Origin of the sequence: Ferrimonas balearica (assembly GCF_019802085.1) — a bacterium.
Classification (GTDB): domain Bacteria; phylum Pseudomonadota; class Gammaproteobacteria; order Enterobacterales; family Shewanellaceae; genus Ferrimonas; species Ferrimonas balearica_B.
In genome coordinates, this window is sequence record NZ_JAHVHV010000001.1 from 1,649,604 (window position 1) to 1,662,904 (window position 13,301).

A 13,301-nucleotide genomic window follows, 5' to 3' on the forward strand; every position below is an offset into this window, starting at 1 on the left:
ACTGCATGGCTGAACGAAAACGCGTCACGCTCTACACCGACGGCAGCTGCCTGGGCAACCCGGGCCCCGGGGGCTACGGCATTGTCCTCATCTATCGGCATCATCGCAAGGAGTCTGCAAAGGGATTCCAGCGCACCACCAACAACCGCATGGAGATGCTGGCAGCGGTCCAGGGCCTGGCCCTGCTCACCGAGCCCTGTGACGTCGAGCTGTACACCGACAGCCAGTACCTGCGCCAGGGGATCACCCAGTGGATCCACGGCTGGAAACGCAACGGCTGGAAAACCGCCGCCAAGGAACCGGTGAAAAACGTGGATCTCTGGCAGGCTCTGGATACGCAGGTGGCGCGGCATCAGGTGAACTGGCACTGGGTGAAGGGGCACTCCGGGCACCCGGAGAACGAGCGCTGCGACACCCTGGCCCGGGACGCCGCCGGCGGCACCGACTTGGTCCCCGACGAAGGCTACTCGGGCTGATCCGGCTGGCGCGCCGCCACCGGGGGGCGACCATGACGCCCCACCGCCTCGCGCACCGGCTGACCGACCAGGGGGCGGGTCAACTTCCAGCGCTGGCGTACCGGGGTCATGGGGGCTTCCAGTTTGCGGGCGACGATAAGGTAAACGCTGCCCAGTCCCGGGCAGAGATCCGCCGCCCAGCGCTGCAACGTGGGGAAGCGCTCAGGTGACCAGAGCATGGTGTGGTGGGCCAGGCACTCCTGAGCCAGGACCCGATAGCCGAGCACGCCGAGCCAATCCTGCACCCGCGCCGGGGTAAAGAGCCGGCCGGACCAGGGCAGCTGCCGGTGACGGCTGGGCCAGAGATAGCCGGCGGCCAATGGGCTGACCGGGCTGAATCCCACCAACACCAGGTGACCACCGGAGATCAGCACCCGGTCCAGCTCTCGCAGCAGGGCGTGGGGATCTTGCTGAAACTCGAGGCAAAACGGCGCCAGGCAGGCGTCGATGCTGCCGCTTTGCAGGGGCAGTTCGGACCAGGCGGCGCGCACCGCTCCGCGGTTGGGATCGAGGCCAAATTGATGTGGGACCGGGCACAGACCGGTGGGCAGGGTATCGGCCAGGGCGCCGAGTTTGAGCAGGTGATAGCCGAAGATGCGCGGCCACCAGTAATCCAGCCCGGCCTCCACCTGACCTTTCAACCAGTCGCCATAAGGCAGCGCCTGCCACTGTTCGGGGGGCGCCAGCGGGTGCTCACTGTATGCGGGACGCAGCATCGCTTCTCCTTTCCTGTCCCTAGCCTAGCCAGTTGCGCTGGGGGCGGCAACCGCCTTTTGTCACCGGGGCCGCTGGGTTACCCTAGCCCGGTTCAGTCAACTACGCTTAAGGGGCGGCCAAGCCATGAATATCACACCAATTCCGGCATTTAGCGATAACTATATCTGGTGTTTGAGTCGAGGCAGTGCCGCTTGGGTGGTGGATCCGGGCAGTGCCGAGCCGGTGTTGGCGCACCTGGCCGAACAGGGCCTGACCCTCAAGGGGATCCTCATCACCCACCACCATTGGGATCACACCGACGGCATTGAAGCGCTACGGAAGGCGTTTGCAGCCATCCCCGTCATCGGCCCGGACAACCCGGCCATCCAGGGGCTCACCCAACGCGTGCAGCCCGGCGAGCGGTTCGAACTGGACGCGCTCGAGGTGACGGTGCAGGTACTCGCCCTGCCCGGCCACACCCTGGATCACCTGGGCTACCAGACCGAACACGCGATTTTCTGCGGCGACACCTTATTTAGCGGAGGATGTGGTCGCTTGTTTGAAGGCACGGCGGAGCAGATGCACCGCTCCTTGAACCTGTTGGCCAGGCTTCCGGCATCGACCCGGGTCTACTGCACTCACGAGTACACCCTGGCCAACCTGGCGTTTGCCCAGGCCGTGGAGCCGGGTAACGAGGCGCTTCAAGCCTACCAAGGCTGGTGCGAACGCCAACGGGCTCAAGGAAAACCGACATTGCCCAGTACCATAGAGCAGGAGCGGGCGATCAACCCCTTCCTGCGGGTCGACCAGGAGGAAGTGGTGGCCAAGCTGACCGCCCGGGCCGGCGCGCTGCCAGACAGCGTGGCCCGCTTCGCGGCGTTGCGTCAGTGGAAAGACAACTTCTGAGAAAGACGGTACACTGGGCGCCTTTTTGTGCCGACTGAAACGGATTGTTCGGTCTGAGAACTTGGTTAGTAGAGCGTTAAACCAATAATGAAGACAAAACTGCCTGTCGTGGCCATCGCCCTGATGCTGTCCGGCTGCCAGACCCTCACCCCGGGTCAGGACAGTACCGAGACCCAGGCCGACACGACCCCCAAAGCGACACAGCCTGCCGTGGACAAGACCGCCCAGGTCAAGCCGGCCCAACCCGCCCTGCCACCGCCGCCCGAGGACGTTTGGGAGCGGATCCGCACCCAGATGGCCCTGGACGTGCCGGATAACCCGCGGGTGGAGAAGTTTCGTAAGTGGTACCTGAACAACCCCAACCACCTCAACATCATCTCCCAGCGCGCCGAGCCTTTCATGTACCTCATCGTCGAGGAGATCGAGAAGCGCGGCCTGCCCATTGAGCTGGCGCTGCTGCCCATCGTGGAGAGCTCCTTCGACGTGTTCGCCTACTCCCACGGCGCCGCCGCCGGGATCTGGCAGTTCACCGCCCCCATGGGCCGCCACTTCGGCCTGCAGCAGAACTGGTGGTACGACGGTCGACGGGACGTCTACCACTCCACCATCGCCGCGATGGACATGATGGAGTACCTGCACGGCAAGCTGCACAACGACTGGTACTACGCCCTGGCGGCCTACAACACCGGCGAAGGCCGGGTGTTTAGGGCCATCCGCAACAACCGCAATGCGGGCAAGCCGACGGACTACTTCGCCCTGAACCTGCCGCGGGAAACCGAGCGGTATGTGCCTCAGTTGCTGGCCCTGGCGGACGTGATCAAAAACGCCGACAAGTACGGCATCACCCTGAACCCCATCGCCAATGAGCCGGCCCTGAAGCTGGTGGACGCCGGTTCCCAGATCGACCTCTCCCTGGCGGCGGATCTGGCGGACATGTCCGTGGGCGAGCTGCACAAGCTCAACCCCGGCTACAACCGCTGGGCCACGGCCCCCGACGGCCCCCACACCCTGCTGCTGCCGGTGGACAAGGTGGACGGTTTCATCACCGCCCTGGCGGACACCGAGTCGGCCCAGCGGGTCAACTGGGTGCGCTACACCGTCAAGCCCGGCGACAGCCTCGGGCTGATCGCCCAGAAGTACCACACCCGGGTCGGGGTGATTCAGTCGGTGAACAAGCTGGAGGGTAACCTCATCCGCGCCGGTCAGGCTCTGCTGATCCCCGTGGCCGCCAAGGACCAGGAGGATTACGTGTTCAGCGCCGAGCAGCGCCTGGCACGCCAGCAGTCCACCAAGCGGGCGGAGTTCAAGACCGAGCACGTGGTGCAATCCGGCGAGTCCCTGTGGACCATCGCCCGGGCCAACAAGGTGACCGTGGACCAACTGGCCCGCTGGAACGGCATGGCTCCCTCCGACACCCTGCGCCCGGGGCGCAAGCTGGTGATCTGGGTCAACCGCGTCAGCGAAACCCAGACCAAGAGCTCGGTGATGCGCCAGGTGACCTACACGGTGCGCAGCGGCGACTCCCTGGCCCGCATCGGTCAGCGCTTCAACGTGACCGTCAATGACCTCATCCGCTGGAACAAGCTGCAGGGGCAGAAGTACCTGCAGCCGGGCCAGCGCCTGACCCTCTACGTGGACGTCACCCGGGTCAACTCCTGAGGGAGCCCCACAAAAAAGGCCGGCGATATGCCGGCCTTTTTTATGCCTGGACGCTAGCGAAACAGCACCTGCTCCCGGGTGCACCAGCGCACGCACAGCAACAGCAGCAGCGCCGCCAGCAGGGTATTGGAGGCCATCACCGGCACCAGCTGCCAGTTGTCCATGGTGCCCTTGAGCAGCTCCTTGCTGGCCAGGGTCACGTTCACCAACGGCGTCCAGGCCAGGGTCCGGGTCAGCTCCACCCCGGGAAACATCGCCACCATGGCCGGCAAAATGGCCACGAAGTTGAACGGCGCCATGTAGTTCTGCCCCTCCTTGTAGCTGCGGGCGTAGAGGGAGACCGCCAGCAGCAGGGCGGCGAAGAACATCACAATGGGCACCAGCAGCAACAGGATCAGTGCCAAGTCCTTAAGGCCAATGGTTTGCACCGCGTTGGTCAGCACCTCGACGGCGAAGATCTGGCCAAACAGCAGAGTCCAGATCAGGCCGCTGGCCATGGTCAGCAGCGCCACCATCAAACTGCAGCAGGCGATCACCAGGAACTTGGCCATCACCAGCTGCGTCTTGCCCACCGGCGCCATCAGCAGGGTTTCCAGGGTGCCCCGCTCCTTCTCCCCGGCACCGATGTCCAGTGCCGGCAGCAGCGCCCCCATCAGGCACAGCAGCAGAAGCACGTAGGGCAGAAAACCCCCGGCTTTCTCACCGATGAACTCCCGCTGGGTGGCCACACCGATCTGTTCCACCTCCACCGGGGTGGCCAGCGCCCGCACCTGCGCGGCGTTCAGCGACCAGGCCTGACGATGGGCCTCACGCCAGGAATCAAACAGGGGCCCAAGGGCCTCCTGGATTCGGCGGAACTGGCCCACGTCGTCCGCCTGGTTGTAGAAGAGCTGCCATTGGCTGACCGCCGCTTCACTGGGATCGAAACTCGGCGGCACCACCAGCACGAAGTGCACCTGTTCGGAATCGATGATCGCCTCGATCCCCGCCTCGTCCAGCGCCTCCGAGCCCGCTTGCAGGGCCAGGCCTCCGGCATCCGACAGCGCTTCGATGATCACCTCGCGCCAGGGGGCCGGGGCGATGAGCTGATAGCGCAGATCGGCGCTGTGCACCTGGCGCACACTGGAGGCGCCAAAATAGATGGCGCTGCCCATCAGGGCCGGCAGCAACACCGTAGGAAAGAGGATGACGAACCAGAGGGTTTTCTTGTCCCGCAGGACCTCCCTCATCTCCTTAAGCCAGATCAGCGCAATCACGGAGCCCCTCCTGGTCGGTTTGACGTTCGGCCGAGGTGATCAGGGCCATAAACTGACGACGGATCGCCGTGGTGTCCCGGCCGCCGGCAAAGGCCTCCAGCGGGCCATCGAAGCGGGTGCGGCCCTGGACGATCACCGAGAGGCGGTCGCACAGCAGGCTCACCTCTTCGAGGTGGTGGGTGGAGAAGATCACCGGGGTGCCCAGTTTGCGCTGGGCCTGGATAAACCCCAGCACCGTCTCCGTCGACATGATGTCCAGCCCGGTGGTGGGCTCGTCGAAGATGATCACCGAGGGGCGGTGGATCACGGCCCGGGCGATGTTGGTGCGCTGCTTCATGCCGCTGGAGAGATCCATCAACCGGCGATGACGGAAGGGGCCCAGTTCCAGCTGATCGCTGAGCTCATCCACCCGGGCTTGGCTGTCGGCCCGGGAGAGCCCGTAGAGGCGACCAAAATAGAGCAGGTTCTCCTCCACGGACAATCGCTCGTACAGGGCGGTGGTGGCCGAGATGAACCCCACTTTACGCCGCACCCGCTCCCCCTGGCGATGCAGGTCCTCCCCGGCCACCAGGATCTGCCCCTGGTCCGGCTTGAGTACCCCGGAGAGCATCCGCAAGGTAGTGGTTTTTCCAGCGCCATTGGGGCCCACCAGCCCCAGCACCTGACCGGGCTCGCAGCTTAAGTGAACCGACTCGACGGAGTGGAAAAAGCGGCCGCGCTGGCGGGGGTCCAGTCCCTGGTCCAGTTGCGCGGCCTTGGGGTTGCTGATGGCGAAGCGTTTGCTCAAGCCCGTAACTTCAATCATCGACGGCAGTCCTGGCAAAAAAAGGTGAGAGAAAACTGAAGGTAGCACCAAAGCGCCGGGGACAATAGTTTTTGCCCGTTCGCTCAAAAGCGCAGCGGTGGTGATGCCCCGTCACTGACGTTAAGATAACAATTCCCTTGTATAACAGAGCGTTGTGATATGGCTATCCGTCCACCCCAGGCCCTGCTGGACACTTTCTGGCGTCCCACGGCCCTTTTTGCAGCCCTGAAGTCGGCCAGAGGCTGGTCCTGGTGGCCCTTTGCCCTGCTGATGTTGAGCTTTGCCCTGCTTCAATGGCTCTACTTTTCCCGGGTGGACTGGGGCTGGTATCAGCAGACGGTGCTGAGCCCCATGCTGGTGGACCTCGCCCCGCAAGACCGTGCAAAAGTGCTGGCGGAGATGACCTGGGGCACCGCATTGGCCGCCCAACTGGGGCTGGGAGTGGCGATGATGCTGCTGACCCACGCCTTGATGGCGTTCTACCTCAGCCGGGTGACCCTGTCCGATGAGGAGAACCTTCAGGGGTTCGGCGACTGGTTCGGCCTCACCTGGTGGTGCAGCCTGGTACTGGTGCTGCCCATGCTGTTGGCGGCGGTCGTTGCCCTCATCCAGAGTGGGCAGCTGAGTCCGGCCCTGCTGGCCCCGGCGGCGCTTAACCGCCTACTGGACCTGGCCCCCACGCACGCCTGGTACAACCTGGCCGAGGGGGTCTCCTTGCTGCTCCCCTGGCAGGTGTTTCTCTACTATTGCGGGATCCGGGCCTGGACCGCGCTGTCGCAAGCCCAGGCCTGGGTGATCGCCCTGCTGCCCTACCTGGTGATCTACGGGATCTGGCTGGCGATTCGGCTGATTTAACGCAGCTCCACCGTCACCGGCATAACCCGGGGGCCGGCCCCGCGGGGGTGGGTGTTGAGCTCGGCCGTGACGGTGTAGCGTCCCGGGCTCAGCTTGGCCAGGCTCTGGGGGGAGACCCGGGCCCGGACCACCCGGCTCTGACCCGGCTCCAGCTCAAACTGGGTCAGGGCCTGGGTGAACATCATCTCCTGGGAGAAACGCCACACCACCTTGCTGCCCTGGCTCAGGGCAAAATCCGCCAGCATGCCGGAGGCGATGGTGTAGCGCACCCCCTGCTCCGAGCGGTTGACCAGCTCCAGTCGGATCTCGCCACCCACGGCTCTGTCCCACTGCTCACCTGTTACCAGTGTCGCTTCCACGCGCGTGTCTCCCGGATGTGAATTGTCGCTCGGTGGGCGCATCGGCTTGGCACCCACCACCTGGGGCTGGGCGGCCGCCGGGCTGAGGGCGGCCGGGTCCACCGGTGCCGGGGTCGCGGCCCGCATCTCCTCCACCATGGGCTCGGTCGCCGCGACCGTGTTCTCGCTCGGCGGCGGGCTGGACTCGGCGCACCCGCCGAGCATCAAAAGGGCTATCAAGGCGTATCGCATTTAAAAATTCCCCAGTTTTTCAAACAGCTTCTCTTTGAGTTTATCTTCCAACTTGTCCTTTTCCTGGTCCAACTTGCTCTTGAGCAGCTCATCGGTGTCCAGGCGGTAGCTGAGGTTGTCCACCGGTCCGCTGATGGCCAGGGGGATGGGCACCTCTTTAAGCTCATCCAGGCCCTTGCCTCCCTGCCCTTCCAGGCTGCCCACCAGGGAGACCGTCATCTGGTAGTCCACCGCAGGTTCCGCCATGGCCACTTCGCCCTGGCCCTGGATCCGAAGCAGGGGCGAGGCGATGGCCAGATCCGGGGTGCTGAGTTTGCCATCTCGGATCACCAGCTGGGTGCGGAAGGTGGAAAAGTCGGTTTTCTGCGGCGCCACCTGGGCCTCGAAATCCCCCTGCAGCTTGGCCCACCCCTCGCGGATCATCTGGGCGACGTTGACGCCGTACAGGGCGCCGTCCTCCAGGGCCAGGGTGCCGGTTGCATCCAGGGCCGAGAGCGCGGCGCCGGTCAGGCCCACCCCCTGCCCCTTGAGGCTGAACTGACCGGTGCCCGCCAGCAGATCGGTATTGGCGGCCGCCAGCAGCAAGGGTTGAATCGCCAGGCCATCGATGCGCTGTTCGAAACGGTACTGGGCCGGGGTGGTGTTGCCATCGAGCCGGGCCGAGGCGGTCAGCTGACCTTCGAAGGCTTTGGCGGCGGCCCGCTTGAGGGTCAGCACCCCGTCTTTGATCTCGAGGGTCAGGACCAAATCATCGGCGCGCACGCCCCGGGCCTGCAAAGCACCAAGGCTGAGATCGGCGTCCAGGTCCAGCAGCTTCAGGGCGCTGAGATCCGGCTCCTGCGGCTCGCTGCCGGGCGCATCGTCCTGGCCTGCGGGCTGGCTCTGCTCGTTTTCGGCGGGCAGCCAGGGGTCGAGGTTCAGGGCGTTGCCCTTGGCCACCAGGGAGAAGGCGGGGCGGACCCCGGCCAGGTTGGCCTTGGCCTCTCCGGTCAGCTCAAACTCCTCCAGGGTCAGCACCAGATTGGCCACCTGAAACTGCTGGCCGGCCAGGTCCAGGTCCGCGTCCAGGTTCAGGGTCAGATCCAGGGGCTTGGGCCCCAGGGCGCTGCCCTTGGCGTTGAGACTCTGGCGCCAGTCGTCCACCTGGAAGCGGCTGAAGTCCTGGGAGACCGTCAGCATCGCTTCGGCCTCGGTGGTCACCGCCAGGTCGCCGTCCCCCACCGCCACCTTCAATCGCACCGGGGCGGCACGTTCCGGTTCGATGCGGGCCATCTCCAACTGCTCGATGGAAAGGGTCTGGGCCGCGCCGGCGGCTCGGTTGTCGTTACGAATGGTGAGATCTTCCACCATCAGGTGACCCAGCACCCAGTGCTTGGGTGAAGCCGCCGCCGGCTTGTCGGCGGGCGCGGCGGCCGGTTCACCGCCTTTACCGCCCAGGCCGGTCAGGCTGGAGCGACCGTCCGCCAGGGTCACCAGTTCCAGGCGAACTCCGGACACCGCCAGCTCCTCCACCTGCACTTCGCCGCGCACCAGGGGCAGTAGGGCCACCCCCACCGACGCCTGGGCCACCGACAAAAGCGGCGGCAGCGACTCGCCGGGCAGGTTGCTCAACTGCACGTCCGCCATCTCCAGCCCCAGGGTGGGGTAGAGCGACCAGCCGATGTCTCCGCCGATCACCAGCTCCCGACCGGTGGCTTCGCTCACCTTGGCGGCGATCTGCCCCTTGAAACTGTTGAGATCGAAAAAGAGCGCCAGGTAGAGGCCCACCAGCAGGATGACGCTCGCCAGGCCAATGGCCAGCCATTTGATGATTTTCATGTGGTTTCCAAAGGTTCGTTAAGGCAAAGGCAGCGGCTCGGCACTGACCAGGACGCCGTTGTCGTCGGCGTAGAGGTGATCCCCGGGGTGAATTCGCACCCCCTGCACCTCCACCACCACGTCCTGCTCACCCAGGCCCCGCTTGTCGGTTTTCATCGGCACCGCCCCCAGGGCCTGGATCCCCAGATCCAGGGTGGCCAGGGTCGTCACATCCCGAAGGCAGCCAAACACCAGGATCCCGCTCCAGCCGTTGTCCACCGCTTTTTGCGCCAACAGATCCCCCAACAGGGCCCGTCGGGCCAAGCCGCCACCGTCGATGACCAGCACCCGGCCCTCACCGGGTTTGGCCACCCACTCACGCACCAGGGAGTTGTCTTCGGGGCAGCGCAGGGTAACGACGGGGCCGTAAAACAGCCGCTTGCCGCCGTACTGGCGAAAGATGGGGGGCAGGAGGCGCACCCGGTCCGGGTAGCGGTCACAGAGATCCGGTAACAGATCCAGCATAGACTGACTCCTAAAGAGGACTGATTTCGTTAAAAATGTTGCATGATATCCATCCTGACTGATCTGACCCCGTGGTCGCAAGCGTATTGCTAGTCAGGCGGAATAATCAGCGTTGGGGGTCACCATGTCTTTGCCTAAAGTTGGCGTCAGTGCCTGCATCATTGGACAACAGGTTCGCTTCGATGGCGGCCACAAACGCTCGTCCTACGTGGACGGTCAGCTCAGCGACGTCTTCGATCTTCGCCCCCTGTGCCCGGAAGTGGGCGCGGGCATGAGCACGCCCCGTCCCACGGTGCACCTGCGAGAGGTGGGTGAGCGAGTGCGGATGATGGACGACAAGAACGGCATCGACCACACCGAGGCGATGCAGGAGTTCAACCGCCGGGCGATCCCCGGCCTGGCCAACCTGGCCGGCTACATCGTTTGCGCCAAGTCCCCCAGCTGCGGCATGGAGCGCGTCCGGGTGCTCAACGAGGCGCGCACCGGAGCCCGCCGCGACGGTCGGGGTCTGTTCACCGAGGCTCTGATGAAGGCCTACCCCCTGCTGCCGGTGGAGGAGGATGGTCGGCTCAACGACCTGGCCTTGCGTGAAAACTTCATCACCCGGGTGTTCGTCTACCAGGGGTACAAGCGCTTGCTGGAGGGTGACACCGGCGAACACGAACTGCTTCAATTTCACCGACGCCACAAGTTGATGTTGATGGCCCACAACCAGGCCATCTACCGGGAACTGGGGCGCTACCTGGCACAGTCCCGGGAACAGGCCATCGAGACACGCCTGGCCCATTACGGCGAGCAGCTGATGTCGGCACTGGCCAAACCCGCCAGCCGGCGGGCCCACACCAATGTCCTTCAGCACATCGGCGGCTACTTTAAGCGGGACTTGGATAAGACTGAGCGACAGCACCTGCACCAGACCATCCTGGCCTACCGCAGTGGCCAGCTGCCGCTGATGGCGCCGATGACGCTGCTCAACGGCCTGCTGCAGCGTTTTCCCAAGCCCTACATCGCCGAACAGCGTTACCTGACGCCCCATCCCGAGCGCCTGGCGCTGCGCTACCACTTGTGAGGCCCGAGGATGCAGCTGGTATGGTTTCGAGATGACCTGCGCGTAGAGGACCACCCGGCCCTTTATGGCGCCAGTCTGGCCGGCGGCCCGCTGATAGGCCTCTACGTCGCCAGCCCAGCCCAGTGGCAATCCCACGATTGTGGCGAGCGCAAACGCCAGTGGCACCACGCCAATGTCGAGGCGCTGCGCAGTGCACTTTCGGCGCTGGGGATCCCCCTGCTTATCTGGCGGGAGGAACAGTTCTCGGCACTGCCTGAGCGTCTGGCGGCATTTTGCCAGCGTCACCGTGTGGCGCAGCTGCACTTTCACCGCGCCCTGGGCTGGAACGAACGCCAGCTGGAGCGTGCCGTGGAGGACGCCCTGTTGGGTTCGTCCACGGCGACCGTCCCCTACCAGGACGCCAACCTGCTGGATTACGATCAGGTCGTGACCCAGCAGGGGGGCCTCTATCGAGTCTTTACCCCCTTTGCCAAGCGCTGCCGCCAGCGCCTGGCCCTGGTGCCGCCACTGCCCTGCCCCGAGGCCCAGAGCCCGTTGGCGCTGCCCGAACCCTCGGACCACTGGACCGAGTCGCCGCTGCCCCTGTGGCCCGCCGGCGAAAGTGTCGCCCACAACGCTTTGGAGCGCTTTGCCCAGCAGCGGGCGTCGGGATACGACCAGCAGCGAGACCTGCCCGCGATGCACGGCACCTCGGCCCTCTCACCCTATTTCGCCGCCGGTGTGCTCTCCCCCCGCCAGGCCCTTTATCGCCTGGCCGAGCGCCTCGGGGAGCCGGGCACCGGCGCCTGGGTCAACGAACTGCTGTGGCGAGAATTCTACCGCTACCTGATGCACCACCACCCCGGGTTGTCCCGGCACCAGGCGATGTACCCGGCCAAGCAGGCCCCCTGGCAGTCCAACGATGAGTATCTGGCTCGCTGGCAGCGGGGCGAGACCGGCTTTCCCCTGGTGGACGCGGGGATGCGGCAGATGAACGCCACCGGCTGGATGCACAACCGGGTGCGGATGCTGTGTGCCAGCTTCCTGGTGAAGGATCTGCACCTGGATTGGCGCCTGGGCGAGGCCTATTTTATGACCCATCTGGTGGACGGCGATCTGGCCAGCAACAACGGCGGCTGGCAGTGGGCGGCCGGGTGCGGCGCCGACGCGGCCCCCTATTTTCGTCACTTCAACCCCTACCGCCAAAGCCAGCGGTTTGACCCGGACGGCGAGTACATTCGCCGTTGGGTGCCGGAGTTGGCCCAGGTGCCGGACCCTGCGCTGCACCAGCCGGGTCCCTACCTGCTGGCCCCCGACTACCCTGCCCCCATGGTGGATCACAAGGCCCAGGCGGCCGGGTTCACCCAGGCGTACAAGTTGCAAGTCAAGGAGACACAACATGCTTCATAGTCTGCCGGAGGGCCCCATGGACCATTTCGCCCGCGTGTGGCAATCCCTGGGACCGGACCGTTTGGATGGCATCGACGAGATCTACCATCCCGAGATGGTGTTTATCGATCCCAGTGGCGAACTGCACGGCCGAGACCGCTTCAAGGCCCATCTGGAGGCCCTTTACCGGGACGTCATCGAGTGCACCTTTGCTCTGGGCCTGCCCCTGGGAGGGCCTCAGCACTGGGCCCAGCCCTGGGTGATGACCCTGGCCCACCCCAAACTCAACGGCGGCCAGCCGTTCCAGGTGGAGGGGATCAGCGAACTTCGCATTCGAGACGGCCTGATCATTCGCCATCGCGACTACTTCGATCTCGGCCAGATGCTGTATGAGCAGGTGCCGGTGCTGGGTGTGGCCACCCGCTGGCTCAAAGAGCGGCTGGCCCCATGACGCGGCGCCTGGTGGCGGTGCTGGTGCTGTTCGACATCAGCTGGGCGCTGGCGGTGTTCGGCCAGCAGGCCACCCTCCCCTGGCACGCCGGCGTGAGCCTGTTGATGCTGACCCTGGCCTCCGGCTACCGCATGCTGGGGCTGGCCATCGCCGTGATGGGCATGGCGTTGGACGCCATACTCATTCAGCAGCAGGTCCTGGCCCTGTCCGGTACACCCGCGGTGATGCCGGCCCATCTGGCGATGCTCTGGCTGGGGTTTGGCCTAGCCCTGGCGGGGGTGCGGGATCGCCTGCCCCAGGCCTCCTGGGCCCTGGCCCTGCTCGGTGGCGCCCTGGGTAGCCTGGGTTATTATCTAGGGTATGAGTTCGGCGCCCTGGACCTCACCCCCACCCCGCTGCTGGGGGTGGTGATCATCGGCCTGTGCTGGGCCGGGCTGTTCCCCCTGGGGCGCGGATTGCTGAACCGGGCCGCCCCTCTTGTTGTTGGGAGGTAACCCCCATGAACGTGTTCTCGAGCAAAGACCTGCTGCTGTCCAAGTGGACCTCCAACGCCGCGTTTCACGATGAAACCCATTTTGTGGTGACCGGCACCCTCACCGACGGCAAGGGGGAGATCTCCCGAGTCGTGCTCCAGGGCGTACACAACCGCCACACCTTTGAACTGGAAAGAGAAACTCTTGAGGATTCCGATCTTTGGCGAATGGGATGGCGCTAATAAAGCATTGCGCGATAAATAAACTCCATTATCATAGCGGCCAGAGATCAGGCTGGACGCCCTCAATTATCTTGCCATGGAAGGCCGGTGACCC

The 13,301-nt window shown here is 65.0% G+C and carries 15 protein-coding genes; 9 read left to right on the forward strand and 6 right to left on the reverse strand.

What is annotated here, in order from left to right; translation table 11 throughout:
* Window positions 1-5 precede the first annotated feature (5 nt).
* Window positions 6-476 carry a ribonuclease HI gene (gene rnhA, locus KUV81_RS07765; protein WP_222543245.1) on the forward strand — a complete coding sequence of 157 codons (471 nt, stop codon included), beginning with the start codon at window positions 6-8 and terminating at the stop codon, window positions 474-476.
* Here rnhA and KUV81_RS07770 read toward each other — a convergent pair.
* Window positions 464-1,231, reverse strand: coding sequence for a methyltransferase domain-containing protein (locus KUV81_RS07770; protein WP_222543246.1), 768 nt, complete (start codon window positions 1,229-1,231; stop codon window positions 464-466). The two genes, rnhA and KUV81_RS07770, sit on opposite strands and share 13 nt — an antisense overlap.
* A gap of 124 nt (window positions 1,232-1,355) precedes the next feature.
* Here KUV81_RS07770 and gloB point away from each other — a divergent pair, with 124 nt between their 5' ends.
* Both gloB and KUV81_RS07780 read left to right on the forward strand, forming a co-directional pair.
* Window positions 1,356-2,117: a hydroxyacylglutathione hydrolase gene (gene gloB / locus KUV81_RS07775; RefSeq protein WP_222543247.1), complete on the forward strand. Its 762-nt coding sequence runs from the start codon at window positions 1,356-1,358 to the stop codon at window positions 2,115-2,117.
* 87 nt (window positions 2,118-2,204) lie between these two features.
* On the forward strand, window positions 2,205-3,776 hold the full coding sequence (locus KUV81_RS07780; protein ID WP_222543248.1) for a LysM peptidoglycan-binding domain-containing protein: 1,572 nt from the start codon (window positions 2,205-2,207) through the stop codon (window positions 3,774-3,776).
* 53 nt (window positions 3,777-3,829) lie between these two features.
* Here the strand turns inward: KUV81_RS07780 and KUV81_RS07785 are convergent, their stop codons facing one another.
* Entirely contained in the window at window positions 3,830-5,032 is a 1,203-nt protein-coding gene (locus tag KUV81_RS07785; protein ID WP_222543249.1) for an ABC transporter permease, read from the reverse strand.
* Window positions 5,010-5,837, reverse strand: a complete 828-nt coding sequence (locus KUV81_RS07790; RefSeq protein WP_222543250.1) for an ATP-binding cassette domain-containing protein — start codon at window positions 5,835-5,837, stop codon at window positions 5,010-5,012. Before KUV81_RS07790 ends, KUV81_RS07785 begins: the two co-directional genes overlap by 23 nt.
* 159 nt (window positions 5,838-5,996) lie before the next feature.
* On the opposite strand from KUV81_RS07790, the gene KUV81_RS07795 reads away from it, so the two are divergent.
* A complete protein-coding gene (locus tag KUV81_RS07795; protein WP_222543251.1) occupies window positions 5,997-6,692 on the forward strand; it encodes a YIP1 family protein in 696 nt (231 codons plus the stop codon).
* Here the strand turns inward: KUV81_RS07795 and KUV81_RS07800 are convergent.
* From KUV81_RS07800 to KUV81_RS07810, 3 genes are read right to left on the reverse strand one after another with little or no spacing between them, the layout of a single operon-like run.
* Window positions 6,689-7,282 carry a BsuPI-related putative proteinase inhibitor gene (locus tag KUV81_RS07800; protein ID WP_222543252.1) on the reverse strand — a complete coding sequence of 198 codons (594 nt, stop codon included), beginning with the start codon at window positions 7,280-7,282 and terminating at the stop codon, window positions 6,689-6,691. The genes KUV81_RS07795 and KUV81_RS07800 overlap by 4 nt on opposite strands.
* Window positions 7,283-9,100 (reverse strand): AsmA family protein, encoded by a 1,818-nt coding sequence (locus KUV81_RS07805; protein WP_222543253.1) that lies wholly within the window; start codon window positions 9,098-9,100, stop codon window positions 7,283-7,285.
* 18 nt (window positions 9,101-9,118) lie between these two features.
* Window positions 9,119-9,604 carry a putative 4-hydroxy-4-methyl-2-oxoglutarate aldolase gene (locus tag KUV81_RS07810; protein WP_222543254.1) on the reverse strand — a complete coding sequence of 162 codons (486 nt, stop codon included), beginning with the start codon at window positions 9,602-9,604 and terminating at the stop codon, window positions 9,119-9,121.
* Between the two features lie 124 nt (window positions 9,605-9,728).
* On the opposite strand from KUV81_RS07810, the gene KUV81_RS07815 reads away from it, so the two are divergent.
* The 5 genes from KUV81_RS07815 to KUV81_RS07835 are packed head-to-tail and all read left to right on the forward strand — an operon-like array spanning window position 9,729 to window position 13,207.
* A complete protein-coding gene (locus KUV81_RS07815) occupies window positions 9,729-10,673 on the forward strand; it encodes a YbgA family protein (protein ID WP_222543255.1) in 945 nt (314 codons plus the stop codon).
* Window positions 10,674-10,682: 9 nt separating this feature from the next.
* The gene (locus tag KUV81_RS07820; RefSeq protein WP_222543256.1) at window positions 10,683-12,062 is read left to right on the forward strand and encodes a cryptochrome/photolyase family protein; all 1,380 of its coding nucleotides are present in this window, start codon (window positions 10,683-10,685) and stop codon (window positions 12,060-12,062) included.
* Window positions 12,052-12,492 (forward strand): nuclear transport factor 2 family protein, encoded by a 441-nt coding sequence (locus KUV81_RS07825; protein ID WP_222543257.1) that lies wholly within the window; start codon window positions 12,052-12,054, stop codon window positions 12,490-12,492. The genes KUV81_RS07820 and KUV81_RS07825 overlap by 11 nt, the downstream gene beginning before the upstream one ends.
* Window positions 12,489-12,986 carry a DUF2878 domain-containing protein gene (locus KUV81_RS07830; protein ID WP_222543258.1) on the forward strand — a complete coding sequence of 166 codons (498 nt, stop codon included), beginning with the start codon at window positions 12,489-12,491 and terminating at the stop codon, window positions 12,984-12,986. Before KUV81_RS07825 ends, KUV81_RS07830 begins: the two co-directional genes overlap by 4 nt.
* A 5-nt stretch (window positions 12,987-12,991) precedes the next feature.
* Window positions 12,992-13,207, forward strand: a complete 216-nt coding sequence (locus tag KUV81_RS07835; protein ID WP_222543259.1) for a TIGR02450 family Trp-rich protein — start codon at window positions 12,992-12,994, stop codon at window positions 13,205-13,207.
* The last annotated feature ends 94 nt before the right edge of the window (window positions 13,208-13,301 follow it).

What these genes read in the sequence shown, in the direction of transcription:
- KUV81_RS07830 (WP_222543258.1), top strand. Translation starts at nt 12,489, where the DNA reads ATGACGCGGCGCCTGGTGGCGGTGCTGGTGCTGTTCGACATCAGCTGG.
- KUV81_RS07790 (WP_222543250.1), bottom strand. Translation starts at nt 5,837, where the DNA reads ATGATTGAAGTTACGGGCTTGAGCAAACGCTTCGCCATCAGCAACCCC.
- rnhA (WP_222543245.1), top strand. Translation starts at nt 6, where the DNA reads ATGGCTGAACGAAAACGCGTCACGCTCTACACCGACGGCAGCTGCCTG.
- KUV81_RS07820 (WP_222543256.1), top strand. Translation starts at nt 10,683, where the DNA reads ATGCAGCTGGTATGGTTTCGAGATGACCTGCGCGTAGAGGACCACCCG.
- KUV81_RS07825 (WP_222543257.1), top strand. Translation starts at nt 12,052, where the DNA reads ATGCTTCATAGTCTGCCGGAGGGCCCCATGGACCATTTCGCCCGCGTG.
- KUV81_RS07810 (WP_222543254.1), bottom strand. Translation starts at nt 9,604, where the DNA reads ATGCTGGATCTGTTACCGGATCTCTGTGACCGCTACCCGGACCGGGTG.
- gloB (WP_222543247.1), top strand. Translation starts at nt 1,356, where the DNA reads ATGAATATCACACCAATTCCGGCATTTAGCGATAACTATATCTGGTGT.
- KUV81_RS07770 (WP_222543246.1), bottom strand. Translation starts at nt 1,231, where the DNA reads ATGCTGCGTCCCGCATACAGTGAGCACCCGCTGGCGCCCCCCGAACAG.
- KUV81_RS07800 (WP_222543252.1), bottom strand. Translation starts at nt 7,282, where the DNA reads ATGCGATACGCCTTGATAGCCCTTTTGATGCTCGGCGGGTGCGCCGAG.
- KUV81_RS07835 (WP_222543259.1), top strand. Translation starts at nt 12,992, where the DNA reads ATGAACGTGTTCTCGAGCAAAGACCTGCTGCTGTCCAAGTGGACCTCC.
- KUV81_RS07815 (WP_222543255.1), top strand. Translation starts at nt 9,729, where the DNA reads ATGTCTTTGCCTAAAGTTGGCGTCAGTGCCTGCATCATTGGACAACAG.
- KUV81_RS07780 (WP_222543248.1), top strand. Translation starts at nt 2,205, where the DNA reads ATGAAGACAAAACTGCCTGTCGTGGCCATCGCCCTGATGCTGTCCGGC.
- KUV81_RS07805 (WP_222543253.1), bottom strand. Translation starts at nt 9,100, where the DNA reads ATGAAAATCATCAAATGGCTGGCCATTGGCCTGGCGAGCGTCATCCTG.
- KUV81_RS07795 (WP_222543251.1), top strand. Translation starts at nt 5,997, where the DNA reads ATGGCTATCCGTCCACCCCAGGCCCTGCTGGACACTTTCTGGCGTCCC.